This is a genomic window from Enterococcus sp. 9D6_DIV0238 (assembly GCF_002174455.2).
GTDB classification, from domain to species: Bacteria; Bacillota; Bacilli; order Lactobacillales; family Enterococcaceae; genus Enterococcus_L; species Enterococcus_L dunnyi.
In genome coordinates, this window is sequence record NZ_CP147246.1 from 160483 (window position 1) to 186323 (window position 25841).

Consider the following 25841-nt stretch of genomic DNA (forward strand, 5'->3'; position numbering starts at 1 on the left):
CGTATTCTAATTTATTTATCATTACTGAAAGTATAGGCTAGGTCAAAATGTTTGTCAACAGCTGTTTATAGTTCATTCACTGATCGTTGCTTTGGCAGCTTCTAACTCGTTTATTAATTTCTGTATGAACAACTCGATTTCATTTGGAAGGACAGGATCGTCTTGTCGCTCGTTTTTTTGTTGTTGAATGAAATCAAGCCTATAGTTTAAACTATCTTGGATTTTTACTAAATAATTTGGATCATGAAAATCAGGAAGCAATGAATCTGTTGGTGCATAACTCATTGAAGATAATGGACCAAAAGGGAGAAATGTCTCTGTATTGTTTATCACGGCTTCGATGCAGGATAATGTTTGCTGCGGGCTGATTTTTTGTCCATTAAAATAGCCAGTATTTAAAACGTAACAGTCGACCGTTTGCTGTTCAAACAATTCCTTGAAATCATGATAATCTTCTGTTAATGGATAAGCACGGAAAGGATTCGCAAAAGGCTCAATAACCAATCGATCTAAGTCTGTCTCAGGTAAGACATTCTCGGCTGTCGATCGTTTGGTCGCTAGGGTCAAACCAAAGATTGCAGCTAACACAGGATCATCGATCTTGACGATCGGCGGTAAGCTGTCATCTTTCATGATCCAATAAACAGCATCCAGCTTTTCTGGCAGATGATCCTTTCTATTAGGCGTGGCATACCGTGATTTGATTGTTCGACCGTTATTGTTTCTAATATCTTCAGTCACTAGAACTTTTTGGTGCTGTTCATTTAGAGTAACACCAATATTGTGACCAGTTAAAAAAAAGTTTATACTTGGATCTTTCATTGGATAGTCTTGTGTTTTATCGAAATAGGCAGGCTCTAAGGCAGTAGTGGTGCCATTCTTTTTAGATATGATAAAAGCATCATCATGAAGAACGGTCACATCATGCTGATTTTGATGGTCGGCTAAAGTAATCGTTGATTTACCTGAACCTGATAAACCAAAAACAGCCATAGTATATTTTTTTTCAACTAAGTTATATTGTTTTAGCCCACCATGACAAGCAATGAAGCCATTTCGATGTGCGATCGCCCAAGCTAATGTTAAAGTAGCCTTTTTCAATTCTCCAAAATAGCGCAGTCCCAAAACAGCAGCAACATTGTGCTTGTGATCGATCAATACTAGACCATCTGGAAAATCCGGGTGCACCCATGTAGGATCGGCATAAACATAAATATCTCCTTCCTCATAATGAGCCGAAGCAGTGTATTGCGTATGGTAAGCACTCGTTGTGGATTGGAAATTTAAGAGATAGGCATAAAGACTGTGTTCAAAGCCTTTTGGAAGTTGAAGGTGGCATTTGATCATGAAATCTGCTGAAAGTCCGACATAAACCTCGCTATGATAACAATCTTTTTGAGAACTCTGATAGATTGCTTCACGTAAAAGTCCGCTATAAAAGGCAGTGTCCACCTCAGGATCACCGATAATTCTTCTGGCCATCGCACTTCTGCCGACTATTTTTCCATCGTTTGAGACTAGGACCATTGCATCGGCTGGTAATTCGAGTTTTTCTGGCTGATAGACTGGAATATCAGTGACAATTGTGCCCGAAGCCTTTTTTGCTAAGGTATAACAGTCGCTTAATCGAGTCACTTTATGAACGTTATTCCTGTAAAAACTTGTTTCAATGATGCTTCGAAAATTGGATAAAAGTGGATTTTCTTTCGTAATCTGATCGACGCTCAACTTTTCTACAGAACTCATGATCATCCCTCCTGATTTCTCTTTATGTATATTTTATCACAAAGTAACCGCTTGCAAAACTATGGCGTTAAAATTATATAATTGGTTTATTAAGTTGTTAGATTATAATTTTTTAAAATAAATCCAGGAAAATATTTTATACTAGGAAAAAAAAAGAAGTAAAGGTATAATAAAGGAGAGAAGTGATAAGGGGAGAGTAAAGTGAAGAAAAATTTTATTGATGCAAAAGATGATGTTATTGATTATTTAAATAAACAGAAAAAAATGACAGCTATCATTATTGGTATCGCAGTTTTATTTATTATTAGTTTATTTTTTATGATCCCTAAAGTACAGGCAAATATTCGTGCCTCTCAAATTCAATCGATTGTGAGTCAAACCAAATTAGCAAAAAAAGCAAATTATTTAGATGCTAAAACGGCAGATCAGCAAATTAGTGAGAAAACAGCAATGACGGTTTTATTTTCTGTTCCGAGTGGAAAGACGTATGATGCAGTAATCGATGTTTTAAAAGATACGGATCAGATGAAGACATTCAATCATAGTATTTATATCTACCCAATTGTTTATAATGCTGAAAAAATCGAAGAAAAGTATAAGCTAAAAAAAGATGAAACTACGGTGATCTTTTTTGAAAGCGGCAAAGAAAAAAATCGCTTTACTCTAGAAACTAGTCAAGATATAAAGACAACATTGATCCCTGCTTTGAATCAGTTGCCATTGTCAAGCGTGGAGCCAACGGTCCAAACACCGGCAGAAAATACAACACATTCAACTGCTGAAACAACTCAGACAACACAAGAGACACAAACGCAAGAAGTCGACGAACAAGGACAAGTGCAGGAACAGCCGACTGAAGCTGAAGTTCCTGCAGAATAATGACGTAACTACTAGAAAGAAGGGCTTACGATGAAAGAATTGATTTTGATCCTATTATTGAAGCTTGGGATAATCCAACCTGCTATGCAGCGTGTTTATGTAAGAAGTGATCGACGTGACAAGTATTAAATGGCGGACGTTGGCAACTGATTTAGTAAGAAAGAGGACTCAGATGTCTACTGAGTCCTCTTTCAATCAAAATAGCCTAAAAAAAGTCCGTATAAATGAATCGATCCGGCTAAGTCCTTTTGATAAATTTAGAAATGAAGCATTGAAATGGTATCAAGATCCGGAAAATATGCGTAATATCGTAGGAATAGAAACGATTTACAGTAAAGAGCAGATAAAGCAAATGTATCATTGGCAAAATGAGCATGGATTTCTTTACTACATTGAATATCGTGATGGCGATTGCTTTCAAACGATCGGAGATGTCTGGCTGGCAGAGGATGATTATGCAATTGTCATCGATCAGGCATTTCAAAATCGTCATATCGGTCGTATGGTTACCAAATACTTTATCTATAAAGCAAAAAAACTTGGTAGAGAACGAATCACGGTAAGTGAGATTTTCAACTGGAATGAACCGTCGCAAAAAATGTTCACCCATTTAAACTTTTATCCATACAAGAAACAAAAGGATAGTTGGAGCTATCGAAAGCGCCTGAAAAATCAGCATTTACGAAAAAAAAAAATTCAATTTAACGTTTTTTGACCTTGACGAATAAATCATAAGTAGTGTAGACTACATTTAACAGAAAAACTATAGGAGTGATTACATGATGAAGCTATCCACACCAAACAACCAATTGAATAACTCATGGCAAAACTGGCGTAGATAGTTGTATGTATGGTGCTCTCATAGATACAACGAATTAGAATTTTTTCTAAAGTTTGTATCTATGTCGGTTTATTAAAAATGATTTCTGACCGCATAGATGTTTGATCTATGCGGTTTTTGTTTAAAACAACGGCCGCTCCTTTTTAGGACTTGCTGTTGTTTTTTTGTTTAGAAAATTTCAATTTAGGAGGAGAAAAAATGAGAAAAAATCGTTTATCATTTGTAGTAGCTGCCATTATTATCTTTTTGATTGGGTCATTTTTTATAGAAAAAAGAGAAACGCAAAAAGAAAAATTACCTACAGTTGGTGTGCTTCAATTTGTGAGCCATCCTGCATTAGACCAAATTTATAAAGGTATCCAAGCGGGACTGAAAGAAGAAGGTTATGAAGATGGCAAAAATATGACATTGGTTTTTCAAAACGGACAAGCTGATCAAAGTAAACTTGCGACAATGAGTCAACAGCTAGTGCAGGAGAAAAAATCAGATGTCCTGATCGGCATAGCGACACCAGCCGCACAAGCATTGGCAAATACAACTTCTGAGCGTCCGATCATTCTGGGAGCGATCACTGATCCAGTGAGTGCAGGTTTGGTCAAAAGCAATGAAAAACCAGGAGGGAATATTACAGGTGTCAGTGATAAGTCTCCTGTTGATGCTCAGTTTGACTTGATCGCAAAATTAGTGCCGAACAATAAAAAAGTAGGTATCTTATACGCTTCATCCGAAGAAAACTCTAAATACCAAGTCGAGGAAGCAAAGAAAGTTGCAGAGAAAAAAGGCATGACAGTCAAAACATATGCTGTGCCATCAAGTAATGAAATTGCGCAAACGGTTCAAGTGATGGCTAGTGAAGTGGATATGATCTATATTCCGACAGATAACACAATTGCTAATGCGATGCAAACCGTTGTGAATGAAGCAGACAAAGCGAAAGTGCCGATTTTCCCTTCTGTGGATACAATGGTCGAACAAGGAGGAGTCGCGACTGTAGGAATCAATCAATTTGATCTTGGTGTTCAAACTGGGAAAATGGCAGCTGCGATTCTTTCAGGAAAATCACAGCCGGCAACGACGCCGATTTATACTTTTGATTCAGGTGATATCATTATCAACCAAAAACAAGCAGACAAATTAGGAATCAAAATTCCTGAAAACATTCGAGAAAAAGCTAAAATCGTAGAATAGGAGTGGAAGAAATGATCGTTTCAGCAATTGGACAAGGGATGCTATGGGCAATCTTAGGGTTAGGTATTTTTATGACCTATCGAATTTTAAATTTTCCGGATATGACAACAGAAGGGTCATTTCCATTAGGCGGAGCGGTTTGTGTGACTGCTATCACTTCAGGGATCCATCCAGTTTTTGCGACATTATTAGGTGTTTTAGCTGGTATGTGCGCTGGATTGGTCACAGGATTGCTATTCACAAAAGGAAAAATACCAGTGATTTTAGCTGGAATATTAGTGATGTCAGGACTAAATTCAGTGATTTTGTATGTCATGCAGACACCCAATCTATCATTATTAAATAAGCCAAAAATTCAGGATTTCTTTTTACAATTTGATTTACCGAATTATTACGATATCGTTTTTCTAGGTGTGATTTTTCTTGTGATCATCATTAGTTTATTACTTTTTTTCTTCAATACGAATCTAGGACAGGCCTATATTGCTACAGGAGACAATGAACATATGGCTCGTTCACTTGGCATCAAAACAGATTCAATGAAAATTTTAGGTTTAACGTTATCAAATGGCGTGATCGCATTATCAGGGGCGCTGATTGCCCAGAATGATGGCTATGCGGATGTCAATAAGGGAACAGGCGTGATCGTCATTGGACTTGCATCGATCATTATTGGCGAGGTGCTTTTTGGTGAGTTGACATTTGCAGAGCGTTTGGTCGCGATCGTTGTAGGTAGCATCATTTATCAATTATTGATTTTAGCTGTGATCAAATTAGGCTTTGATACGACCTATTTGAAAATATTCTCTGCTGTGATTTTAGCAGTTTGTTTAATGATACCGCAGTTGAAAAAAGCATTGAATCTTCACTTTCTACCTGAGAAGGAGGCTGAAAAATGAGTACTGTACTTGAATTGAAACATGCGACTAAAAGAATCGATAATGGTCTAAATGAAACAAAGATCATTTTGAATAATGTGAATCTAACGATTGAAAAAGGTGAATTTGTCACTGTTTTAGGTGGAAATGGGGCTGGTAAAAGCACGCTGTTCAACAGCATCGCTGGAACATTGTCTCTAAGTGAAGGTGACTTGTTTATCAATCAACAAAAAATCACGAATTATTCTGAAGAAAAACGGGCAACTTTTTTCTCCCGCGTTTTTCAAGATCCTAAAATGGGAACAGCACCACGAATGACTGTTGCAGAAAATCTACTTTTGGCAATGTACCGAGGACAAAAAAGAAGCTTACGCTTAAGAAAAATCAGTGAGCAGCGAACATTTTTTACAAAAATCTGCAGTGAAGTAGGAAATGGACTGGAAAATCATTTGGATACCCCAACTGGCAATCTTTCTGGCGGGCAAAGACAAGCATTGAGCTTGCTGATGGCGACATTGACTAAACCAGAGTTGCTATTGTTAGATGAACATACAGCAGCTTTAGATCCTAAAACGTCAAAACAATTGATGCATCTAACCGATCAACGAATCAAAGAAGCTGATTTGACTTGTTTAATGATCACTCACCGAATGGAAGATGCGTTAGAATATGGCAATCGGCTGATCGTCTTACAAAAAGGTCGAATTATTAAAGACTTGAATAAAAGCGAGAAGGAAAAACTGACCCTACAAGATTTATTGCTGTTTTTTGAAGAAGAAGCAGAGCTGTCAGTAGATTAAGAAAGAAGTCAAGACTATCGATTAGTCTTGACTTCTTTTTTATCTAAAATATTTTTTAACAGACGTTCTACGATTCCTGTGACCATGAAACCAGCTGCGATCGCTCCAGCAGTCATGATCACTTTGATAATGAAATGCATGCCGTTGACGTAGTCACCTAAAACGATACTGCGAACTGCTTGATAAGCCGGACCGCCTGGAACTAGCGGAACAAGGCTGGGGATATTAAAGATAGTCATTGGCATTTTCTTCCGTCGTGAAAAAAAGATGCTCATCAAACCGATACCAATGGCGCCGAGAAAATTTGCAAAAATCGCTCCGGCCTCCAGGTTTTTAGTTGACCAAAAAATCATCCAGCCAACAGTACCAGTGATTCCGCAAGCATTTAGCAATTTTCTTGGGACATTCGTCACGATTCCAAATGTAATGGTGCTTAAATAACTAAAAAGACAATGAATCACAATTTCCAAAATAATTTCTCCTTACATAAATAGTTTGAAAACGATCGCAATGCCGATACCGATCGAACCTGCAATAAATATCGCTTCTGTTGCCCGTGCTGTTCCGCTTAACAGATGTCCAGCTAAAATGTCTCTGAATGAATTTGTGATCGCCACACCAGGAACCAATGGCATCACAGCACCAATAATGATGTTATCGACATTACCAGCTAGATGGAAGGTCACTGCAAAATATGCGAGCAGACCAATTGTAAAAGAAGCCAGAAAGTCATCTAAGAATTTAATGCGGAGCCACTCCTTTGTGAAGTGAGCTACACTAAAGCCAATCATACCAATAAAGAATGTAGCTAGAAAATCATCCCAACTCCCACCAAAAATATACATCAAGGTGCAACTGACAATACCGGCTGCAAAAATTTGCAGCGTCATCGAATATGTTGGTGCTTCAGTGTCGATATTGACTAATTTATGGTTAAGCTCAGCTAGAGAAATTTCTTGGTTAGCGAACTGTCGAGAAAGATTATTGACAATGGCCACTTTTTCCAAATTGATACTGCGTTCAGTCACATTTTCTAATTGCGTAAAATTACTCGAGCGAAACCCCATAAAAAGACCTGTAGCAGTTACGTAGCTAACACTTTCTTTTTGACCAGCATTTTCTGCGATGCGGTTCATTGTATCTTCCACACGATACACTTCAGAACCACTTTCTGTCATTATTTTTCCAGCTAATAAGCAAGTATCTAAAATGAGTTGTAAATTTTTTTGTTTTGATTCTTTCATTCAAAAAACTCCTTGAAGTAAGATAGGCGATAGAAACAGTGTATCACTTTTTCTGAAAGTTTGAAATCACTGAGTGATTAGAAATAAAAATGTTTACACCTTTAAAGCATATTTCCGCTATACTCTAAAAAGAGTGTGAAATTTTTTGTGAGCGAATGTGTATAACAAAATTTTCTGAGATAAGTTATCAAAAAAAACTACTGATCAATATAGGGCAGAGCAAAGACGTCAATAAACCTGTGATAATTCGGAGCTGACACTAAAGAGATTGCTTTCTTTCATCCATAAGATCGTTCTTTTTATAAGGAGTATACGCTATGAAATCTACTCTAAGATAAAAAATAATCGTATTTCTGATCCATTCTTTAAATTTTGCTTAGAATTATAAAGATATACTAAAAAAACAGAGGAAAACTCTCAGATAGTCAAAACATCCTTGCTTTTTCTCAGTAAAAGTCCTATCCTTATCTTAACAAACCAAAGGGGTCTAGATATTATGGATAAACAATGGTCACTGTATTCAATAAGCAGCTTCATTTTACTTGTATTGTTAGTAAAAACGTTTGAACGAGGGCATATTGCTTTAAGTATTTTTTTAGCGGTGCTTTTATTGGTACAAGTGACAGGAACAGTTATCTGTGTTCATCAAAAAAGACAAAAAAAAGAAATCCCATCTTCTAAATAAAGAAGTGGGATTTTTATTTTTGATCAAATCAAATCAAAATGCTTCAAAGCATGAACAATACCGCCATCCGTATTTTTCTTTGTGATATAACTTGAGCGTTCTTTCAACTCAGCTCGAGCATTGCCCATCGCAATTTTATTATCACATGCTTCAAACAACGCAAGGTCGTTGATGCCATCCCCAAAAGCAAATGTCGGAACTTTTGGAAGATCAAGACTTTTGAATAGATTTTGAACACCAGAACCTTTTGAAACACCTTTTCTGACTGTATCAATAGAGTAGGGACCATTTCGGTAAAACGTCATCTCAGGGAAGTGTTCCAAATAATGTTCATCGCCATCTTCTGAGAGTACTAACATCATATTAACAGTCTTATTTTCAGTGTTAAAAGGATCGATCATAGGTGGTTTTGAATGAATGAAAGCATAGGCATTTGAAACGATTTCGTTGTGTCCTGAACACCAAATATGGCGATCATTATAATAAGAAATCTCGTGTCCTTGCTGTTTGACATGTTTTTGCATCTTAGCAACTTCTTCCGGTGTAAACTCATTTGAATACACTTTCTTTCCTTCAACTTGGATCAATTGACCATTCATCACAATAGCAGAATCGATCCCGCTATCTTTCATGATATGCTCGATCTCTACTATCGTCCGACCAGTAGCGATCAAAGGTAATACTTGATTATCTTTCAATGCCTGGATAGCGGTTGAGATCTCAGAAGTAATTTCAGATTTTTCGTTCAGTAATGTGCCGTCTAAATCAAAAAAAGCAACTGCTTGAATCTTTTCCATAAATTTTCAACGTCCTTTCATGCTTAATCTTATCAAAGATTGAAAAAAAGACAAAGCTTTTTTGAAGAAAGATAGAAGTTATTGGAGCTTAGCGATTTTTAGAGTATAATATTACTGACGTTAACTATGAAGAAAAGAGGCGGTATATAAATGAATGTATTAATGATCGAAGATAATGAATCTGTATCAGAAATGATGCAAATGTTCTTTTTGAACGAAGGTTGGGAAGCAACTTTCAAATATGACGGCAAAGAAGGATTGGATACCTTTTTAGAAGCGCCGGAGAAGTGGGATATGATCACACTGGATCTGAATCTACCAACGATGGATGGAATGTCAGTGTGCCGTGAAGTTCGCAAGGTATCAAATACTGTACCGATCATTATGCTGACTGCCAGAGATTCTGAAAGTGATCAGGTGATAGGGCTTGAGATGGGCGCAGATGATTATGTGACTAAGCCGTTCAGTCCGTTGACCTTGATCGCTCGTATCAAAGCTCTTCATCGTCGTTCTGAGATCGGAGAGCATGTTGATAGCTCTGAACCTTCAGATGAAAAGTTTGATGTAACAACAGAACATTTCAAAATGAATACAAAAACTAGGGAAGCTTATCTTGATAATAAACCGATCGACGGTTTGACACCGAAAGAATTTGATTTACTGTATACACTTGCAAAAAAACCAAGACAGGTCTTTTCCCGTGAGCAACTACTAGAAATGGTTTGGGATTATCAATATTTTGGAGATGAGCGAACAGTTGATGCTCATATCAAAAAGTTGCGTCAAAAGATTGAAAAAGTGGGACCGCAAGTTATTCAAACGGTTTGGGGCGTAGGGTATAAATTTGATGATTCTGGAGTTGCTTAGATGAAATATTTACATCAGCAATTACTCGCTTTTTGGGGTGTGATCATTTTAATCATTTTGATCGTGGGGACATCTTTTACGCAATTAACGAAAAAAACCTTACAGGATACGAATTATGAACAATTACAAGGCTATGCCAAATCAGCATGGCAGGCGAAAGACTCGATCAATAGAGCCCCAGGGATGACAGATCAGGATACGTGGAATGCCTCCTTTCATCTGTTTGAAGGCTTTTTAAGCAATCAGGATGTTCAATTCGTTTTTTATGATACGAATATGAATGTTCAATACCCACTTAATCCTGAAAAAAAGCTAGACGATACAGTGATCAAAGCTAACTGGGATGGATTGATGCAAGGACAACAGGAGTTTGCCACAGTAGATAAAGATATTTACGGAAACAAGAACGTCTCCTCCTACGTTATGCTGCCTGTGACGATGACCGATATTCAGTCGCAACAAAATACGATCATTGGCGCGTTAGTGGTTACCCAACCAGCAAAAAACGTGTCTGATAGTATGGATGCTATTACATCGAATTTATTCAAGGGTTTTATCATATCTAGTATAGTGGGCTTGATTTTGAGCTATTTCTTTGCGAGTTTCCAAGTTAAACGGATCAATCGAATGAGGAAAGCTACAAAAGAAATAACCAGTGGAAACTTTGATGTAAAATTAGCAACCCATGACAAAGATGAATTTGATGACTTAGCAGAAGATTTCAACAAGATGGCTGAGTCACTAAAAGAATCAAGGGAAGAAATCGATCGTCAAGAAGAACGCCGCCGCCAATTTATGGCCGATGCCTCTCATGAAATGAGAACTCCTTTAACAACGATCAATGGTTTGTTAGAAGGACTCCAGTATGACGCAATACCTGAAAATCAACGGGCTAATGCTATTAAATTGATGCAAAATGAAACCTCTCGTCTGATACGATTAGTCAATGAGAATCTAGACTATGAGAAAATCAGAACGAATCAAATCAGCATTGTTGTGAAAAAATTCGATGCTACAGAGACACTGGAAAATATTTTAACACAATTAGAAGTGAAAGCAGAATCTGCTAATGATCGCTTGATTCTTGAAACACACGAACCTATTGACGTTTATGCTGACTATGATCGCTTCGTTCAGATAATGGTCAATATCCTGCAAAACGCGATACAATTTACTCAAGACGGAGAAATCCGTGTTCATTTACAAAAAGGTTATTTGGAAACGATCGTGACGATTACTGACACAGGAATTGGAATGTCAGAAGACCAAGTACAAAATATTTGGGATCGCTACTATAAGGTCGATCCATCTAGGAAAAACACGAAATATGGAGAATCTGGTTTAGGATTGTCTATCGTTCAGCAGCTAGTGAGACTGCATAAAGGGAAGATCAACGTTGAAAGTAAAGAGGGGAAAGGAACAAGCTTTACAATTTCATTCCCGGATGTTGAAATTCAAGACGAAGAGTAAGGAAAGAGGATAATAACAAGAATAAGCTGGGTGAAGATGATTGTTCTCTTTACCCAGCTTATTTAATCGCTATAAAAAGGTTTGGCAGTATCCGCTCATAGAGGGGCCGCCAAACCTTTTTTATGCTGTATGAATGATTTTATCCATATAAGGACTTTCTGCAATCTGAATGTCGTTAGTCAATACTAAAATCGCTTTTTTCTTTTCTTTAGCGATTTTTTGCAGCAATGGAAGTAGCTCTTGCCGCTGTCCAATTGATAATTTTTGGAAGATATCATCAATGATGATGATGTCTTTATCAAGCAATAGCAGTTGAACTAATTGGAGCTTGATTACTTCTAATGTGTTTAAATCAGATTCAGATTTAATCAGTACATCGTGTGTTAAGCCAACATAACTAAGCTGTTCTATTAGCAGAGGCTTTTTATTTTTCTCTTTGATCGATGTACCAAGAAATAGATTATCACGAATCGAGAGATAAGGGAGAAACGTATTTTCAGATAGAATAAAACCGATCGCCATCGTTTGTTTTAAATCAAATGTCTTATCGATAAGAAAGAAAAAATCAGCTTGAATACGGCTTTGATCTTCTAAAATGACTGTCATATGTTGTTCCTGAAATAATTCATTGAAACGCTCTTGCGTCCAGAAATTTTGTAAAGAAAAATCCATTTATTCACGTCCTTAATACTGAATTCTTTTTTTCAAAAATGAATAGGTAGAAATCGATGTTACTAGTGTAGTTGTACCAGTAAGAATCAAACAATTTTTTAGAAAAGCTTTGAATATGACAGAAATAGGCAGATTGGTGATGCCTAATGAAATAAAGGTAGTATTGCCATTAGCAGTCATTACTTGATTTGGTGTGCTTTCAACAACAAAATTCGGAGAAAAAAACGTAACCCGTTCAATTCCAAATTGAGCAGCTAATATAGGTTTTATCCTGATCAAAAGAAACTCATAGGTATGCTGGCAAACTAATAAAGCAAAAGCCGCGAAAAAAATCCCGATCATCAATGGAATCAGCGTTTCTAAGACAGCTTGCTTGATGATAAAAGAACGTTTAAATCCCATGATCCGCCATTTTAACATGTCTTGTCTTTTTAACCGAAGAGTCGAAAAAAGTAAAAGGCTGATAATAAACAATGCAACGACTAAGAGTACTATGTACATCACTAAGAATAGGTGAATAAATTTCTGATGGTTTTTTAAGTAATCAGATAGATTCGCCAAATCCTTTACTTGTTGATAAAATGTGTTTTCTAAATCGATGAGGTTCAAAATGCTTGTCGATAGTACGAGAAAAAGTCCAGAAAAAAGTCCAAGACTAAAGGATGTTTTTTTATGATAGGAAACACTGGCATAGGCGTAACGAATGTTTTTCAAATAGATTCACCTCACAGGAACAAGTATAAAATAAGAATATGAATAATCTATGAAAAAGGTATAAAAAAGCTTGAGTAATTACTCAAGCTTTCATGACTATTTATTTGCTTTTTGGTAATCCTGGTAGGATTCTGTGTGGTATTTATCAACGGTGGATGTGTTGTTATTTTTGCTGTAGACACTCGTTGATGATTTCCCTTTTTTAGATTCGATTTTTTTCATTTGTTCCAGCTGATCTTTATAATTGTAATTATCAGGATTTACCGGCGTCAAACCGCTGTTTGTATAGAAGCGAAGAAGATCACCGTTCGTCGTTTGATCAGACATCTCAAGCTGTAAGCTTACTTTGTCTTTTAACGCTTTCGTTTCCTGCAGTTGTTGTTCAGTTGGTTCACTGATCAATAGACCAGTTGCTGTATCATAGATATTAGAACCTAACATCGTATATTTAGGTGAAACATAGTTACCATTTCTAAACGCAACCAGCTGTTCATTTTGTTTGGAGAATAGATCTTGTCCCATTTGAATATAATTCTTTGTATCAATACCCAGCAAGTGAAGTAGGGTAGGGAGTGCATCGATTTGACCACCGTACGTATGATTGATCCCGCCATTTGTTTGACCTGGAATATGAATCATATATGGTACACGCTGCATTGTTGAATTGTCAAAATCATTCCAGGTAGATTTTGTTTTACCAACGAGTTCAGCTAAATTTTTATTACGTGAAGTCGAAACACCATAATGGTCGCCGTAAAGTACGATCACTGAATTATCATATAATCCAGATGCTTTTAAATAATTGAAAAATTCTTCAACAGATTTGTCAAGGTAATTCGCTGTAGCAAAGTAGCCGTTGATTGTTTCATCTGACGTATTTGCAATCGGGAATCCTGCTTCATCATTTGTAAATTGAGAATAAGGATAATGATTAGAAACAGCGATAAACTTAGAATAAAATGGTTGTTGTAAATGCTCTAAATATTGAACGGACTGGTTGAAAAATGGTTTATCATGCAATCCGTATTGAAAAGAGTTATCTTCGTTAACATCATAATAACTAGCATCGAAAAAGTAATCATACCCTAAATGCTTATAAGTTTCGTTACGATTCCAGAAATTACCGGCATTTCCGTGGAAAACAGCACTAGTATAACCAGCTTCTTGATCTAGAATTGCTGGAGCAGCTTCGAATGTATTTTTTCCGCCGACTTGAGTGAACAATGATCCTTGATCTAAACCGAATAATGAATTTTCAAACATCGTTTCAGCATCACTCGTTTTTCCTTGTCCTACTTGATGGAAAAAATTGTCGAAACTATACGTACTATTATTATGGAAAATACTGTTAAGGAATGGAGTAACTTCATGATCGACACCATTTTCATCTTTTAACTTGTAATCGATCAGGAATTGTTGGAAGCTTTCTAAATGGATATAAATCACATTTTTTCCTTTGGCAATTCCGAATGTTTCTGGATTAGGCTCAGCATAATGACCTTTAACATAGTCAGAAACTGTATCCATGTCGTTCTCGCTTGCTTCTGCTCGTACTTGGTTCGTCTGATACGTTGTGACACCATCATAAACAGTAAAAGCATTCAAGCCTAAAAATTTCACGATATAATCACGAGAAAACTGACGACCTAATAATTGTGGTCTTGCAGTTTCCGCTAAAGTTAAGTTTGCAGCAAAGAACAAAGCAGATAATAAACTCATAGAAAGAGCAACTCTAGCTCTAACTGGACGTTCATCCATTTTGATTGTTTTCGTCAGTAATAAAATACCAACGATAATAAAGTCGAGCCAGTAAATCACATCATAAGGTCTGAAAAGACGCAATGCACTTTCACCAAGACCGCTGGCAACTTTTCCGGCACCAAGCATAGTATTAACAGTGATAAAATCAGTAAATTCTCTATAATAAGTAACATTTGAGAAAAGAAGCAGGCTAACTAGGAAATAAATCACCATCATAGTGATATAGGAAGCTCTTTTTCTTCTCACATACAAAGCAATTGCCAACAAGAAAAAAGTTGAAGCAATTGGATTGATAAAGAGAATAAAATATTCGAAAGCATTTTCGATACGAAGATGAAAATCGACAACATAAGCAAAAATCGACTTCATCCAAATCAGGACACCTATAAAGAGAAACAGTCCCATACGGGTATCTAAAAATTTAGGTGTATGTATTTTTTTTAAAATATTCAAAGTGAACGAATCCTTTCTACGATCAAATCTAAGAGAAAGCCAATGAAAAGTTTTCACAAGCTTTACATATACAGCATTAATTTTACTCTGTTCCTCAAGCCCTGTCAATTTAAATCAAGAATTGGGAGCGGATTGTTAATGAAATTTTACTTTTCTTTAAAAAAGAAGCAGTAGAAATTAGCTCATCTTCAGTCAAAGAGGGATAAAAACGATTCTTATAGGTAACGACAGCTTGATCTTTTTTTGATATACTGACCAAGAAAGAATATAATGGAGAATACTTAATTGAAAGCTAAAGGATGTAGAAAATGAACATACGAATAACAAAAAAATCAGAGAAAAAACTTAAAGCAGGCTATCCCTTAGTCCAAAAGGAAGATTTGCAGGAGACACCACAAAAATTTTCTGCGGAATGGCTTGATTTTCTTGATAGCAAAGGAAATTTCGTTGCATCAGGCTATCTTGGCGAACAAAATAAAGGAATAGGCTGGCTAGTCAATCGACGAGGGAGTATCGATTCCGAATTTTTGGAAAATCTATTTTTAAAGGCGAAAAATGAGCGAGCGGTTTTCGAACAAGATCTTGGGACTACAGCTTATCGGTTGTTCAACGGTGAAGGGGACGGGTTAGGCGGTTTAACGATCGATCGCTATGATGAGTTTGCCGTTTTTTCTTGGTACAATGAAACGCTATATAATATGAAAGAACAAATCATCCAAGCTTTCAAAGCAAGCGTACCTGAGATTATCGGTGGATACGAAAAAATTCGCTTTTCAACTCAGTCTTTGCCTGAATCACAAAAATTATTCGGTAAGGATGCTCCTGAACCCTTATTGGTTTTGGAAAACGGTGTGACTTACGCAACCTATCTGAATGATGGCTTGATGACAGGAATTTTTCTAGATCAAAAAGAGGTTCGCGGACGATTGATCGATGGGGCAGCAGCTGGTAAAACTGTGTTGAATATGTTTAGTTATACGGGCGCCTTTTCAGTTGCGAGTGCTATGGGCGGCGCTGCAAAAACGACCAGTGTTGATTTAGCTAAAAGAAGTTTACCAAAAACCAAAGAGCAGTTTGAAGTAAATCAAATCGACCCAGCCGAGCAAAAAATCATTGTGATGGATGTCTTTGAGTACTTTAAATATGCTGTGCGTAAAGAACTACACTATGATGTGATCGTTTTAGATCCGCCAAGTTTTGCTCGAAACAAAAAGAAAGTCTTTTCAGTGGCAAAAAACTACGGTGATTTAGTAGAAGATGCAGTGACTATTCTAGCTGATAAAGGGTTATTGATCGCTTCAACAAATGCTGCGAATATTTCAATTGAAAAATATAAAAAAATAATCATTCAGGCACTAGATAAAAAGCATGTCCGCTATCAATTTATAGAAACGTATCAATTGCCAATTGACTTCAAAACAAATAAACATTTTCAAGAAGGTAATTATTTGAAAGTATTCTTTATTGAAATCAAAAAATAGCTCAAAAATAGGATCATTTGCAACTCGGGATAGAAGGAGAGGAAAGATGAGAACAGTTGATGTTAAAGGAATCAGTATTGGCAGTGGCAGTCCTAAAATAGTTGTGCCGCTTGTTGGAAAAACAGAAGACGAAATAATCAATGATGCCAAACATTTAGCAAAAATCGAATGTGATTTAGTGGAATGGCGGGTCGATTTTTTTGAACAGGTTACTGATTTCCAAGCAGTAGCGGAATTATCTAAAAAAATCACAGAATATCTTTTGGATAAACCATTACTTTTTACTTTTCGCACCAAAAAAGAAGGTGGAGTGACTGATCTCAAAGATAGCGACTATTTTTTATTGTATCAAACGATGATTCAAAGAGGCTGTCTTGATTTACTCGATATTGAGCTATTCATGGATGAGCAACTTGTGAAGCAGACGATTCAGCTCGCTCATTCTAAAGGCATCAAAGTGATCATGTGTAATCATGATTTTGATCGAACGCCAGAAAAAAGTGAGATTATTTCTAGGCTCTGTCGGATGCAGGAAATGAATGCGGACATTTGTAAAATCGCTGTAATGCCGCAAACCTCCGAAGATGTTATAACCTTACTTGCGGCGTCCAATGAGATGAAAAAGGATCATGCAGATCGTCCGATCGTAACGATGTCCATGGGGCAACTGGGGTTGGTCAGCCGATTGACTGGTGAGCTTTTTGGTTCAGCTTTAACCTTTGGTGCTGATCGAAAAGCTTCTGCACCTGGTCAAATCTCTGTTGTGAAACTACGCCAACTTTTAAATCTCCTGTCATTATCAAAAAACTGAGAGGTGGACTATGGGAAAAAAGAAAGCACAAAAAACAAATGCGATCCGTATTGTAGAACAACAAAAAATTCCTTACAAAGAATATGAGTTTGCGTGGAGTGAAGATCATTTAAGTGCGGAAAGTGTTACGGAAAAATTAGGCGTGACCGAAGGCAAAATTTTTAAAACACTGGTCGCTGTCGGCAATAAAACTGGACCTGTTGTTGCAGTGATACCTGGTGAAAAGGAATTGAACTTAAAAAAAATAGCAGCGGTCAGCGGAAATAAAAAAGTTGAAATGCTTCATTTGAGGGATCTCGAAGAAACTACAGGTTATATTCGCGGAGGTTGCTCGCCGATTGGGATGAAGAAACTTTTTCCAACCTACATTGCTCAAGAAGCGAATGAATTTGAGGAAATCATTGTTTCAGCTGGCAGAAGAGGTGTACAGATAGAATTAGCTCCAGAGGCCATTTTAAAGATAACTAAAGGGAAAATGGCAGACATAACAATGTAAAAAATACTGATCGAATGCTAATTGTTGCATTCGATCAGTATTTTTATTTTCTCGTCTAATGGTATTTTTGTAAAGCCTGTCTTGCTAAAGTGTCAGCGCCTTTATTTTGACTTTCCGGGATCCATTTGATCAATAGTAACGAAAAGCTGGGCTCCAATTGTCTATAAGTAGCTAAGTATGGCTGAAATAAAGGGTTTTTTGAATAATCTTTTTCGATCGTTTGAACGACCACTTTGCTATCAGAATGAATCACGATCGTCTGGTCCGTATAATTCTTTTCGATCAACAGCTGAAGTGCTTGGATAAATACTCTAAATTCGGCTTCATGGTTTGAACATTCTCCTAGAGGAATATGATGTTGTTCGTGATGTTCTTCGCCAACGATCACGATTCCTCCGCCACTTGGACCAGGATTTCCTTTTGTTGCAGCATCGACATATATTCGTAACATAAATATCTCCTTATTTTCTTTTCGTTAAAAGTTGATGTATGTTATTATTGTAACATACTGAATTTTTACTAAGGGGTCGCTGTATGAAGAAAAGAGTCTATCATTGGCAGCCAGAATTATCAACAACGATAATTTATTGGTCCTGTACATTTGGCATTTTATTTTTAAGTTTGATTTTGATGTTGGAGCACACTCGCCCTTATTTGGTGAGCAACATTGTTTTAGGCGTGTTCTTTTTCTTCGCACTTTTAGGATTGAATCGTTATTTTATTTTGAAAGATGATCAGCTGATCATCCATGCATTATTACCAATTAGACGTAAGAAAATAAAAGTACAAACGATCGAGGCTATTTTTGTTGGTCCTAAATCGATCAAAATTATTTCTAGTGAGTTTAAAGAAGGCAGTCAGCTCTATATAATGACAAAAAAAACGAAAGTTGCTTTTATTTCTCAGATTGAAACAATGCTGCTTGATCATGTGCTTATTCATGAAGACCCAAACCAAAAGGCTGGAAAGCAATAACGGAATGACTAAATAGAATAAAGCAAAATAAAAGCTGAGAAGGACATTTCCTAGGAAATACGCCTCTCAGCTTTTTGTTTATACTTTCTTCACGTGTGCAGCTTGGAGACCGCGTGTACCTTCCATAACTTCAAATTCTACCGTTTGGTTTTCATCTAATGATTTAAACCCATCGCCTTCAATTGCTGTGAAATGAACAAAAATTTCATCGTCTTCATTGTACTTAATAAAACCATAACCTTTTCTATTATCAAACCACTTGACGAACCCTTTTTCCATTCAAATCACGCCCCTTTATTTTCTAAAGTCTAGCATCATTATAAAGTGAAAACAAATCCTCGTCAATCTTTTGCAAAAATGCTTTTTTTACCATAGAAATAGGGAGAAAGAAAAGGTATAATGGTTAATATCTTAACGAAAAACACTTGTTGTACAGAAAAAGTTCGGGAAAAGAGGGCGTAATGAAAACAGATATCGAAATTTCACAGTCAGTTCAATTATCACCAATCATTAAAATTGGAGAAAAGATCGATCTAAAAGAGGATGATTTAGAATTATATGGACAACATAAAGCGAAAATCAACTTTTCTGCCATCCAACATTTGTCGAAAAAGCCAGACGGAAAACTAATATTAGTCACATCGATCAATCCGACTCCGGCAGGAGAAGGAAAATCAACTGTCACGATAGGTTTGGGGGATGCATTAAATAAGATCGGCAAAAAAACCGTGATTGCTCTACGTGAGCCTTCATTAGGCCCTGTTATGGGAATCAAGGGCGGTGCTGCTGGCGGAGGATTTGCTCAAGTTTTACCTATGGAAGATATCAATTTGCATTTTACAGGGGACATGCATGCGATTACTACAGCCAATAATGCTCTTTCTGCGTTGCTGGATAATCACATACACCAGGGGAATGGGTTGAGCATCGATGCAAGAAGAGTGATCTGGAAACGTGTGGTTGATTTGAATGATCGAGAACTGCGCCAAGTGATGGTCGGTTTAGGTGGACCAATCCAAGGAGTCCCAAGAGAAGATGGATTCGATATTACAGTTGCCAGTGAAATTATGGCAGTACTGTGTTTAGCCTCTGATTTAGAGGATTTAAAATCTCGCTTAGGAAATATCGTGATTGCGTACACTTTTGATTTGGAGCCGGTTACCGTTAGTGATCTAGGGGTTCAAGGTGCTTTGACATTATTGTTGAAGGATGCGTTGAAACCAAATCTCGTTCAAACGATTTATGGAACGGCAGCATTGGTTCACGGTGGTCCATTTGCGAATATTGCTCATGGCTGTAATAGTATTTTAGCAACAAAAACAGCATTGAAGCTTGGGGATTTTACTGTAACAGAAGCAGGATTCGGGGCTGATTTAGGTGCAGAAAAATTTTTGGATATCAAAGTGCCTAATCTAAAAAAAGCACCTGATGCAGTTGTCATCGTTGCAACGATAAGAGCATTGAAAATGCATGGCGGTGTTTCTAAAACAGAGTTGACTAAAGAAAACATAGCGGCTTTGGTCAAAGGATTCGCCAATCTTCAAAAACATATTGAAAATATGAGAAGCTATGGTTTACCAGTAGTCGTTGCAGTCAATGAATTTTCGGGGGATACTAAAAAGGAATTGTCTACACTAAAAGAGCTCTGTGGGACGCAAAATGTTCCAGTAGAGTTGACCAGTGTTTGGGCAAATGGACCAGAAGGCGGGATTGCTTTAGCAAAACGTGTGGTTGAATTGATCGAAGAAGAACAAGGTGAATTTCGAACGATTTATCAAAAAGGGATGGATCTAGAAGAAAAAATTCAGGCGATCGTCACAAAAATTTATGGGGGAAGCGGTGTTTTATTTTCAAAAAAAGCCCAAAAACAACTTGCGGTATTTGAAAAATACGGTTGGGATCGTTTGCCTGTATGTATGGCTAAGACACAATATTCTTTATCAGATGATGCAGAAGCGTTAGGACGCCCAGAAGATTTTACAGTCACAGTTCGCGAATTGGTACCAAAGATCGGTGCTGGATTTATTGTAGTACTGACTGGAGATGTGATGACTATGCCGGGACTCCCTAAAAAACCTGCTGCATTGAATATGGATGTAGATCAAGATGGACAAGCAATTGGATTATTTTAAAATAATAAATAGAAACCAGGACAAAGCAGGTTTTTAGTTTTGAGGTGACCACCAAAGGTTGTACGTAAAAAATACAATGTTTGGTGGTTATTTTTTCCGAACGATACGTCATGGTTCTGCTCTTTATAGTAACTTCTTTCTTTTCGTGTCCGAGTTTTTGGTATATACTTCTAATTAAAGCTCAGGGAGGAATCAAAATGGATGTTCGTTGTACAAGAAATACAGGATTCTATGGAATGGGCAGCCCGATCGAACTAAAGAAAAACGGAGAAAAGTGGATTTACTTAAATCATAATCAGACAAAAGAACTGGAAGTTACAGAGGATCAGTGTACTGTTCAGGTGAGCTTCTTTCTTTTAAAAAGCGAGCCGTTGATCTTGATCGATAAAGGACAGCCAATTAGTATAGAAATAACAATGAATCCGATTTTGGTATCAAATTATGTTATAATTTTCATAGGGATGCTCTTAGTTCCTGTTTTTCATTTAAATATATTTGGTATTTTATTTTTGCTTGTTGCATATATCGTGTTTTTATTTTCTATGTTTAAAAAGGCATATATCATTAAGGAGACACACTAATGGGAGAAAGAGCTGAGTCATTTTTAGCTGCATTTAATCGAATTGAAAAATGGTTTCGTGAAGAGCTGAATAACCCGACTAATATGGGTTTCAGTGAAATGGTTCGGCGTTTAGCCAGGAAAAAGGATAGTCAAGTGCTGCACTTTCAGGATGATTTGCTGCAGATGGCTCAATTAAGGAATGCTATCGTACATGAACGAATTTCAAATGACTTTGTCATAGCTGAACCAAACGAATGGGCTGTTAGACGTATAGAAGAAATCGAACAAGCATTGATCAGCCCGGATAAGGTTTTACCGCGTTTTGCTAAAAAAGTTACGGGCTTTGATATCTCTATTTCGATCAAAGAGATTTTATCTATTGTTGCTAGGAAGCAATATTCTCAATTTCCTATTTATGATAAAGGTATTTTTAAAGGATTGATCACTGCCCGCGGATTAGGGATTTGGCTTGCTATCGAAAGTTCTCATGGAGATATTCATTTGGATGGACGCAAAGCATCCGAGCTTTTATTGACGAATTACAAAGAAAGTAATTATCAGTTTGTCGATCAAGAAACGACTGTATTTCAAGTGGAAGAGATGTTTTCTACCCAAGTTAAATTGGAAGCGATTCTGATTACCTCTGATGGGAATCCAAATGGCAATTTGCTAGGGATTATCCGTCCGAGAGATATATACAATATTTTAGAGAAGGAATGAAGTTATTTGTTAGCAGTTTATCTTATTATCAGCGCCGTATTGATTGGTTTAGATCAGTGGGTGAAATTTTTGACCGTTGCCAATATAAATCTTGGTGAAACGAAAGAATTTATACCTGGAGTTTTATCGTTTACGAATATTCGTAATACAGGAGCAGCCTGGAGTTTACTTGAGGGGAAAATGTGGTTCTTTTATATCATCACTATTATTGTAGTTGCAGTGGTGCTTTATATCTTGATCAAAAATATCCATGGAAGTAAATGGTTCACGATCGGTTTGAGTTTGATTTTAGCAGGTGCTATCGGTAATTTTATCGACCGTTTGCGCTTAGGCTATGTAGTAGATATGTTTCAAACTGAATTTATGAATTTCCCAATATTCAATGTGGCTGACAGCGTGCTGGTAGTCGGAGTAGCTTGTATTTTTATTTATTTGATATTGGAAGAAAAAGCAGCGAAGGACGGAAAAAATGGAGCAAATTAATGTAAAAATAAACACAGAAACTGGCCGGATCGATAAGGTGTTAAGTGATCTATTGAAAGAGCATTCTCGTTCACAAATTCAACAATGGGTCAAAGAGAACCACGTAAAGGTCAATGGTGAAATCATCCGTTCAAATTATAAAGTCAAACCATCTGATGAGATATTGATCACGATTCCTGAACCAGAAGAGCTGGATATCCGAGCGGAAAATATTCCACTTGATATTGTCTATGAAGATGATGATGTTTTGGTCATAAATAAACCTCAGGGAATGGTCGTTCATCCTTCCGCTGGTCACTCTCAAGGAACACTGGTCAATGCCTTGTTGTATCATATCAAAGATCTATCTTCGATCAACGGGGTGATTCGGCCTGGAATCGTTCACCGTATCGATAAAGACACATCTGGTTTATTGATGGTCGCTAAAAATGATCATGCGCATGTTGCTTTAGCAGAACAGCTGAAAGACAAAACGTCTCTTAGAAAATATGTTGCTCTTGTTCACGGAGAGATTTCTCATGATAAAGGCGAAATCAATGCACCGATCGGACGTTCCAAGAATGACCGTAAGATGCAGGCAGTTATTGAAGGCGGGAAGCCAGCAGTGACGCATTTTGAAGTGTTGGAACGTTTTGAAGGTTTTACTTTAGTACAGTTACAGCTTGAAACAGGACGGACGCATCAAATTCGTGTCCACATGAAATACATTGGTTATCCAGTAGCTGGTGATCCTCTTTATGGACCTAGAAAGACGCTAAAAGGTAACGGTCAGTTCTTGCATGCACAAATGCTGGGGTTCAAACATCCGACAACTGGACAAATGATGGTCTTTGAAGCACCTTTACCTGAACTGTTTGAAAAAACTTTAGATGATTTAAGAAATAATGATTGATTTATTGCTTCAGAAAAGGTACACTGTTTGAGAAAGAAAATTGAATAATTTCTCCTTTAAGAATAGTCCCGTGAGGCTAAGAAGGAAACATGCAGGATCCAACTAGGTGCGCTTAGTCATGGTCTGTGTGTGATACATGGTATCTTTGTATAGATGTATTCCATCCTCCTACCTAAACACGGGTAGGAGGATTTTTGTTGTCCAGAATTTGTTTGGATGACCAACACAAAAAATGCTAAAAGAGCAAGCGGAAGCCCAGCCGCTGAAACAGGAAGCTCGAAGGGCAGCAAACACTAAAAATATTTTGATAAAGGAGAATAGATATGCAAGGAAAAGAAGTCGTTGATGCTGTAACGATGAAACGCGCACTAACAAGAATCACTTATGAAATCATCGAAAGAAACAAAGGGGTCCAAGACATTGTACTTGTGGGAATCAAAACAAGAGGAATCTATATTGCTCAACGGATTGCCGAACGTCTTAAGCAATTAGAACATACCGATGTTCCAGTTGGTGAATTGGATATCACTTTATATCGTGATGATATGGATGGACAAACAATGAAGGAACGCTCGCTTGAAGAACCAGAATTACATTCGTCAAGTATTCCAGTGTCATTAGAAGGAAAAGAAGTTATTTTGATCGACGATGTGCTTTTTACAGGCAGGACTATTCGAGCAGCGATGGACGCAGTAATGGATCTAGGTAGACCAAAAAAAATCTCCTTAGCGGTTTTAGTAGATCGAGGACATAGAGAATTACCGATTCGAGCAGATTACGTAGGAAAAAATATTCCAACATCTATGAAAGAAGAAATTATCGTTGAAGTGGAAGAAAAAGACGGCGCAGACCGCATTTTGATTGCCAGCGTTGAAGAATAAAACAATTGAAATAGTAAAGATAGGGTAGGTAAATTTGACATGACAGAAAAAGAATTTCGTAATGAAGAAGCAGTTTTAGACATCCACGATCGGCCAAAGCCGGCACATTGGATCGGGCTGAGCTTACAGCATCTATTCACCATGTTTGGTGCAACTGTACTAGTACCGATATTGGTCGGTATCGATCCAGGAATTGCTTTAGTTAGTTCGGGGTTAGGAACCATGGTCTACTTATTCGTGACCAAAGGAAAAATTCCAGCGTATCTAGGAAGTAGTTTTGCCTTTATTGCAGCAATGCAGATGCTGATGAAAAGCGATGGATATCCGGCGATTGCTCAAGGTGCGATCACAACTGGATTAGTGTATTTGATTGTTTCATTGATCATTAAAAAAATCGGTTCAGATTGGCTAGATAAAATTTTACCACCGATTGTAGTTGGCCCTGTAGTAATGGTCATTGGATTAGGTCTTGCTTCAAACGCAGCGAACAATGCAATGTTCAACAATGGTGAGTATGATTTCAAATATATAGCTGTAGCCTTGCTGACATTAGGCTTGACGATCTTTTACAACATGTTTTTCAAAGGGTTTTTAGGACTTATTCCGATTTTATTAGGGATCGTCAGCGGGTATCTGATCGCATTAGCTTTTGGTATTGTAGATGTCGAGCCAATCAAAGAAGCAGCATGGCTTGCTATGCCGAACTTTGAAATTCCTTTTGTTCAATATCAGCCTAAACTTTATCTAAATGCAATCACAACAATGGCGCCGATCGCATTTGTAACAATGACGGAGCATATTGGACACTTGATGGTGTTAAATAAGCTGACAAAGCGTAATTTCTTCCAAGAACCTGGTTTATCGAAAACATTGATGGGAGATGGAGCAGCGCAAATAGTAGCCGGACTTGTGGGAGGACCTCCTGTAACGAGTTATGGTGAAAATATTGGGGTACTGGCAATCACAAGAGTCCACAGTGTCTTTGTAATCGGAGGAGCAGCGGTATTTGCAGTAGGCCTTGGCTTTGTTGGGAAATTGAGTGCAGTTATCTTAAGTATTCCTGGACCTGTTATTTCTGGAATCAGCTTTGTCTTATTCGGAGTAATTGCAGCCAGCGGTTTAAAAATTTTGATCGACAATCAAATCAACTTTGATAAGAAAAAGAACCTATTGATTGCTTCTGTCATTCTGGTCATTGGAATCGGCGGGCTAGTGTTCAAACTAAATACATTTGAACTTTCATCGATGGCCTTGGCAACCGTTTTAGGTATTATCTTGAACCTGATTTTACCCGAAACAGCACGCAGTGAAGAAAAGTCTGTTTAGCTTTTAAAGCATAGTCTTTTAGAAAAAGAATAGGATGTATCAGTGATAAACAGTGTCACGAACATCTTTTCCTATTTTTCTATCAAG

The 25841-nt window shown here is 37.2% G+C and carries 28 protein-coding genes; 19 read left to right on the top strand and 9 right to left on the bottom strand.

The window, feature by feature from the left end; translation table 11 throughout:
* Positions 1-72: 72 nt before the first annotated feature.
* Positions 73-1746 carry a phosphoenolpyruvate carboxykinase (ATP) gene (locus A5889_RS00710; protein ID WP_087639969.1) on the bottom strand — a complete coding sequence of 558 codons (1674 nt, stop codon included), beginning with the start codon at positions 1744-1746 and terminating at the stop codon, positions 73-75.
* A 201-nt stretch (positions 1747-1947) separates the two neighbouring features.
* Here A5889_RS00710 and A5889_RS00715 point away from each other — a divergent pair, with 201 nt between their 5' ends.
* The 5 genes from A5889_RS00715 (at position 1948) to A5889_RS00735 (ending at position 6332) form a co-directional block, all read left to right on the top strand.
* Positions 1948-2625, top strand: coding sequence for a hypothetical protein (locus A5889_RS00715; RefSeq protein ID WP_087639970.1), 678 nt, complete (start codon positions 1948-1950; stop codon positions 2623-2625).
* 172 nt (positions 2626-2797) lie between these two features.
* Entirely contained in the window at positions 2798-3340 is a 543-nt protein-coding gene (locus A5889_RS00720) for a GNAT family N-acetyltransferase (protein ID WP_242585293.1), read from the top strand.
* 324 nt (positions 3341-3664) lie between these two features.
* Positions 3665-4654 (top strand): tryptophan ABC transporter substrate-binding protein, encoded by a 990-nt coding sequence (gene trpX, locus A5889_RS00725; RefSeq protein WP_087639972.1) that lies wholly within the window; start codon positions 3665-3667, stop codon positions 4652-4654.
* A gap of 11 nt (positions 4655-4665) precedes the next feature.
* Complete coding sequence (locus A5889_RS00730; RefSeq protein WP_087639973.1) at positions 4666-5553, top strand: ABC transporter permease; 888 nt, start codon at positions 4666-4668, stop codon at positions 5551-5553.
* A complete protein-coding gene (locus A5889_RS00735; protein WP_087639974.1) occupies positions 5550-6332 on the top strand; it encodes an ABC transporter ATP-binding protein in 783 nt (260 codons plus the stop codon). The genes A5889_RS00730 and A5889_RS00735 overlap by 4 nt, the downstream gene beginning before the upstream one ends.
* Positions 6333-6346: 14 nt before the next feature.
* Here A5889_RS00735 and A5889_RS00740 read toward each other — a convergent pair whose 3' ends face one another.
* Entirely contained in the window at positions 6347-6802 is a 456-nt protein-coding gene (locus A5889_RS00740) for a threonine/serine exporter family protein (RefSeq protein WP_087639975.1), read from the bottom strand.
* A gap of 12 nt (positions 6803-6814) precedes the next feature.
* Positions 6815-7576, bottom strand: coding sequence for a threonine/serine exporter family protein (locus A5889_RS00745; RefSeq protein WP_087639976.1), 762 nt, complete (start codon positions 7574-7576; stop codon positions 6815-6817).
* Positions 7577-8072: 496 nt separating this feature from the next.
* Here A5889_RS00745 and A5889_RS00750 point away from each other — a divergent pair, with 496 nt between their 5' ends.
* Positions 8073-8261 carry a hypothetical protein gene (locus tag A5889_RS00750; RefSeq protein ID WP_087639977.1) on the top strand — a complete coding sequence of 63 codons (189 nt, stop codon included), beginning with the start codon at positions 8073-8075 and terminating at the stop codon, positions 8259-8261.
* A gap of 23 nt (positions 8262-8284) precedes the next feature.
* Here A5889_RS00750 and A5889_RS00755 read toward each other — a convergent pair whose 3' ends face one another.
* Positions 8285-9058 (bottom strand): Cof-type HAD-IIB family hydrolase, encoded by a 774-nt coding sequence (locus A5889_RS00755; RefSeq protein WP_087639978.1) that lies wholly within the window; start codon positions 9056-9058, stop codon positions 8285-8287.
* A 150-nt stretch (positions 9059-9208) separates the two neighbouring features.
* Between A5889_RS00755 and A5889_RS00760 the strand changes: the two genes are divergently transcribed.
* Together A5889_RS00760 and A5889_RS00765 are read left to right on the top strand one after the other, a co-directional pair.
* The gene (locus tag A5889_RS00760; protein ID WP_087639979.1) at positions 9209-9925 is read left to right on the top strand and encodes a response regulator transcription factor; all 717 of its coding nucleotides are present in this window, start codon (positions 9209-9211) and stop codon (positions 9923-9925) included.
* The gene (locus A5889_RS00765; RefSeq protein WP_087639980.1) at positions 9926-11395 is read left to right on the top strand and encodes a sensor histidine kinase; all 1470 of its coding nucleotides are present in this window, start codon (positions 9926-9928) and stop codon (positions 11393-11395) included.
* A 120-nt stretch (positions 11396-11515) separates the two neighbouring features.
* On the opposite strand, the gene A5889_RS00770 is transcribed toward A5889_RS00765, so the two are convergent.
* From A5889_RS00770 to A5889_RS00780, 3 genes are all read right to left on the bottom strand, one after another.
* Positions 11516-12067: a hypothetical protein gene (locus A5889_RS00770; protein ID WP_087639981.1), complete on the bottom strand. Its 552-nt coding sequence runs from the start codon at positions 12065-12067 to the stop codon at positions 11516-11518.
* Between the two features lie 12 nt (positions 12068-12079).
* The gene (locus tag A5889_RS00775; protein WP_087639982.1) at positions 12080-12781 is read right to left on the bottom strand and encodes an FtsX-like permease family protein; all 702 of its coding nucleotides are present in this window, start codon (positions 12779-12781) and stop codon (positions 12080-12082) included.
* Positions 12782-12877: 96 nt separating this feature from the next.
* Entirely contained in the window at positions 12878-14947 is a 2070-nt protein-coding gene (locus A5889_RS00780; protein ID WP_087640420.1) for an LTA synthase family protein, read from the bottom strand.
* A 356-nt stretch (positions 14948-15303) separates the two neighbouring features.
* Here A5889_RS00780 and A5889_RS00785 point away from each other — a divergent pair, with 356 nt between their 5' ends.
* The 3 genes from A5889_RS00785 to ybaK are packed head-to-tail and all read left to right on the top strand — an operon-like array spanning position 15304 to position 17783.
* A complete protein-coding gene (locus A5889_RS00785) occupies positions 15304-16476 on the top strand; it encodes a class I SAM-dependent rRNA methyltransferase (protein WP_207114548.1) in 1173 nt (390 codons plus the stop codon).
* A 46-nt stretch (positions 16477-16522) separates the two neighbouring features.
* Positions 16523-17287 (top strand): type I 3-dehydroquinate dehydratase, encoded by a 765-nt coding sequence (gene aroD, locus A5889_RS00790; protein WP_087639984.1) that lies wholly within the window; start codon positions 16523-16525, stop codon positions 17285-17287.
* 10 nt (positions 17288-17297) lie between these two features.
* Positions 17298-17783, top strand: coding sequence for a Cys-tRNA(Pro) deacylase (gene ybaK / locus A5889_RS00795; protein ID WP_087639985.1), 486 nt, complete (start codon positions 17298-17300; stop codon positions 17781-17783).
* Between the two features lie 55 nt (positions 17784-17838).
* Here the strand turns inward: ybaK and A5889_RS00800 are convergent, their stop codons facing one another.
* Positions 17839-18234 (bottom strand): ribonuclease HI family protein, encoded by a 396-nt coding sequence (locus tag A5889_RS00800; RefSeq protein WP_087639986.1) that lies wholly within the window; start codon positions 18232-18234, stop codon positions 17839-17841.
* An 83-nt stretch (positions 18235-18317) separates the two neighbouring features.
* Here A5889_RS00800 and A5889_RS00805 point away from each other — a divergent pair, with 83 nt between their 5' ends.
* Positions 18318-18758 carry an EbsA family protein gene (locus A5889_RS00805; RefSeq protein ID WP_087639987.1) on the top strand — a complete coding sequence of 147 codons (441 nt, stop codon included), beginning with the start codon at positions 18318-18320 and terminating at the stop codon, positions 18756-18758.
* A 78-nt stretch (positions 18759-18836) separates the two neighbouring features.
* Here the strand turns inward: A5889_RS00805 and A5889_RS00810 are convergent, their stop codons facing one another.
* Positions 18837-19037, bottom strand: coding sequence for a cold-shock protein (locus A5889_RS00810; RefSeq protein ID WP_087639988.1), 201 nt, complete (start codon positions 19035-19037; stop codon positions 18837-18839).
* Between the two features lie 182 nt (positions 19038-19219).
* Here A5889_RS00810 and A5889_RS00815 point away from each other — a divergent pair, with 182 nt between their 5' ends.
* From A5889_RS00815 to A5889_RS00845, 7 genes are all read left to right on the top strand, one after another.
* Entirely contained in the window at positions 19220-20890 is a 1671-nt protein-coding gene (locus tag A5889_RS00815) for a formate--tetrahydrofolate ligase (protein ID WP_087639989.1), read from the top strand.
* 197 nt (positions 20891-21087) lie between these two features.
* Entirely contained in the window at positions 21088-21471 is a 384-nt protein-coding gene (locus A5889_RS00820) for a hypothetical protein (protein WP_087639990.1), read from the top strand.
* Positions 21471-22172 carry a CBS domain-containing protein gene (locus tag A5889_RS00825; RefSeq protein WP_087639991.1) on the top strand — a complete coding sequence of 234 codons (702 nt, stop codon included), beginning with the start codon at positions 21471-21473 and terminating at the stop codon, positions 22170-22172. The genes A5889_RS00820 and A5889_RS00825 overlap by 1 nt, the downstream gene beginning before the upstream one ends.
* Before the next feature lie 6 nt (positions 22173-22178).
* Positions 22179-22655 carry a signal peptidase II gene (gene lspA, locus A5889_RS00830; protein ID WP_087639992.1) on the top strand — a complete coding sequence of 159 codons (477 nt, stop codon included), beginning with the start codon at positions 22179-22181 and terminating at the stop codon, positions 22653-22655.
* The gene (locus A5889_RS00835; protein WP_087639993.1) at positions 22642-23547 is read left to right on the top strand and encodes an RluA family pseudouridine synthase; all 906 of its coding nucleotides are present in this window, start codon (positions 22642-22644) and stop codon (positions 23545-23547) included. The genes lspA and A5889_RS00835 overlap by 14 nt, the downstream gene beginning before the upstream one ends.
* Positions 23548-23870: 323 nt before the next feature.
* Positions 23871-24428: a bifunctional pyr operon transcriptional regulator/uracil phosphoribosyltransferase PyrR gene (pyrR, locus tag A5889_RS00840; RefSeq protein ID WP_087639994.1), complete on the top strand. Its 558-nt coding sequence runs from the start codon at positions 23871-23873 to the stop codon at positions 24426-24428.
* Between the two features lie 39 nt (positions 24429-24467).
* A complete protein-coding gene (locus A5889_RS00845) occupies positions 24468-25754 on the top strand; it encodes a solute carrier family 23 protein (RefSeq protein WP_087639995.1) in 1287 nt (428 codons plus the stop codon).
* The last annotated feature ends 87 nt before the right edge of the window (positions 25755-25841 follow it).